We start from the raw sequence: 2,321 nt of genomic DNA on the forward strand, positions 1-2,321 counted from the left end.
GCAAGCCGGCCGCCCCCGCAAGGGCGAACATGGGCGGCCTATCAGGGATCGGCGCCCGCCCCGGCGCTGCGGCGCAGCCGGCGGTCGCCGCGGAAGGTCAGCGCCGCCGTCGCGCAGGCGAGGAGCCCGGCGACGGCGATCGCGGCCACCATCGGCGTCGCCGTCCCGTCGAAGAAGGGCCCGGCCAGCGCCATCATCACCCCGCCGGTCACCATCTGCAGCGTGCCCCCGAGCGAGGAGGCGAGCCCGGCGATGTCCGGGTGCGGATCGAGCGCCATCACCATCGTCGTCGGCATCACCACGCCGAGGAAGGCGTTGCCGACGAAAAGCATGGCGATGATGACCGGCAGCGTCGCATAGCCCGCCAGCGCGACGAGGAGGAGGAGCGTCGTCACGGCCGCGAAGGCGGTCACCGCCGTCCCCACCACCCGCGCCATGCCGAAGCGCTCGCCGAGCGAGGCCGCGGTCTGCGAGGCGGCGAAGAAGCCGATCGCGTTGAGCGCGAAGGCGAGGCTGAAGCCGGTCGGCGAGAGGCCGAACTGGCCGGTGTAGACGAAGGAGGCGCTGGCGAGGAAGACGAAGAAGCTCGACATCGAGAAGCCGCCGATCAGCGTCAGCCCCATGAAGGCCGGGTCGCGCAGCAGCCGCCAGAAGCCCCGCAGGAGCACGGCGGGCCGCGCCGGCGTCCGCTTCCCGGCCGCCAGCGTCTCGGGCAGGACGAAGGCGGTCAGCGCCAGGCTGACGAGGGCCGCGACCCCGAGGACGGCGAAGATGAGCCGCCAGCTGCCGACCAGCATCAGCCCGCTCCCGGCGAGCGGCGCCAGCATCGGCGAGACACTGATGACGAGCATCACCATCGCCATCAGCCGCGTCGCCGCCGGGCCGCTGTAGAGGTCGCGGATGATCGCCCGCGGCACGACCATGACCGTCGCGGCGCCGAGCCCCTGCACCAAGCGCGCGGCGATCAGCGCCTCGATCGACGGCGCGACGACGCAGCCGAAGGTGCCGAGGAGGAAGATCGCCAGCCCGACGTAGAGCGGCGGCTTCCGCCCGTACTGGTCCGCCGCCGGCCCGTAGACGAGCTGCGACACGCCGAAGGCGAGGAAGTAGGCGGTCAGCGTGAGCTGGGTCGCCTGCGCGCTCGCCCCGAGATCGGCCGCCACCTCCGGCAGCGCCGGCAGGTACATGTCGATCGCGAACGGCCCGACCGCGCCGAGAAGCCCGATCACGAGCGCGATGCGCGCCATCCCGGATTGCGCCGTCATGGGAGAACCTGCCGTCTGCTGCTGAATGCCCGGTGCCGACGCCGGGACCGGGGGGCGGCTTCTCCCCCAATCCGCCCCCGCGGTCAAGCCCGCCGCGACCGGATCGCGATCATTGAAACGGGGCGGCGTCCTTCAGTCCTCAGCCAGCCAGTTCTCGACCGCCAGCCCTTCGACGCGCGCGAACTCGCGGAGGTTGCCGGTGACGACCGTGGCGCCGAGCGCGCGCGCATGCGCCGCGATCAGCAGGTCGTTCTGCCCGATCACCGTGCCCCGCACCTCCAGCGCCGCCCGGATCCCGCCATAGTGCAGGTCCGCCGGCCGCTCGAGCGGCAGCACCGCCAACTCGGCGAGGATCGCCTCGATCCGCCGGGTGAGCTCCGGAAGCGCGCGCCTGGCGCAGCCATGGCGCAACTCGGCGGCGACGATCACGCTGGTGCAGACTGCCTCTTCCCCCACGCGCCGGAGGCGCGCCGCCGCGCCGCCGGAGGGGTTCCCCTATCTGCTCGACACCAACGGCATCAGAGGATGTCTTCTGGCTCTGCCGCCGGGTCCTCGACCTCCGGGAAGGCGACATCGAGCGGGCCCCCAGCTATCGAGCAGTCCAACCAGCCCTGCCCGCCGCACCGGCTCGATGATGAGCCGGTCGCCGTCGCGGTGGATGAGCACCCGGTCGCCCGGCAACTCGAACTCCACCGGAATCCGCACCGCCTGGCTCCGGTTGTTACGGAAGAGCCGTGCCTCCCGCACGGCTTTCTCGGCCCCCGGCATCGGGTCGCTCCTGAATGGCATATGCCGGAAGCACATACAGCCCCGCGGGCGAATCAACCCTCGCCTACTCGGCCGCCTTCGGCGCGGCGGCGCGCTCGGCCTCGAGCTCGGCGGCGCGCTTCTCGACCAGCTCGACGATATGGTCGACCATGGCGTCGTTGCCGAGCTTGTGGTGCTGCTTGCCAGCTAGGTAGACCATCCCCGAGCCCGCGCCGCCGCCGGTGAAGCCGACGTCGGTCATCAGCGCCTCGCCCGGCCCGTTCACCACGCAGCCGATGATCGAGAGCG

Annotated in this window: 4 protein-coding genes; all 4 read right to left on the reverse strand. The window is 72.2% G+C overall.

What is annotated here, in order from left to right; all coding sequences use genetic code 11:
• Positions 1-41: 41 nt before the first annotated feature.
• Positions 42-1,265, reverse strand: a complete 1,224-nt coding sequence (locus Q0112_RS08740; RefSeq protein ID WP_297974046.1) for a multidrug effflux MFS transporter — start codon at positions 1,263-1,265, stop codon at positions 42-44.
• Positions 1,266-1,397: 132 nt separating this feature from the next.
• The gene (locus tag Q0112_RS08745; protein ID WP_297974048.1) at positions 1,398-1,721 is read right to left on the reverse strand and encodes a PIN domain-containing protein; all 324 of its coding nucleotides are present in this window, start codon (positions 1,719-1,721) and stop codon (positions 1,398-1,400) included.
• Between the two features lie 39 nt (positions 1,722-1,760).
• Positions 1,761-2,069 carry an antitoxin gene (locus Q0112_RS19445; RefSeq protein ID WP_349770567.1) on the reverse strand — a complete coding sequence of 103 codons (309 nt, stop codon included), beginning with the start codon at positions 2,067-2,069 and terminating at the stop codon, positions 1,761-1,763.
• A 28-nt stretch (positions 2,070-2,097) separates the two neighbouring features.
• On the reverse strand, positions 2,098-2,321 hold a 224-nt coding region (locus tag Q0112_RS08750; protein ID WP_297974049.1), incomplete at its 5' end, for a flavodoxin-dependent (E)-4-hydroxy-3-methylbut-2-enyl-diphosphate synthase.

Origin of the sequence: uncultured Amaricoccus sp. (assembly GCF_937858865.1) — a bacterium.
In the GTDB taxonomy this organism is placed as follows: Bacteria; Pseudomonadota; Alphaproteobacteria; order Rhodobacterales; family Rhodobacteraceae; genus Amaricoccus.

What these genes read in the sequence shown, in the direction of transcription:
- Q0112_RS08740 (WP_297974046.1), bottom strand. Translation starts at nt 1,265, where the DNA reads ATGACGGCGCAATCCGGGATGGCGCGCATCGCGCTCGTGATCGGGCTT.
- Q0112_RS19445 (WP_349770567.1), bottom strand. Translation starts at nt 2,069, where the DNA reads ATGTGCTTCCGGCATATGCCATTCAGGAGCGACCCGATGCCGGGGGCC.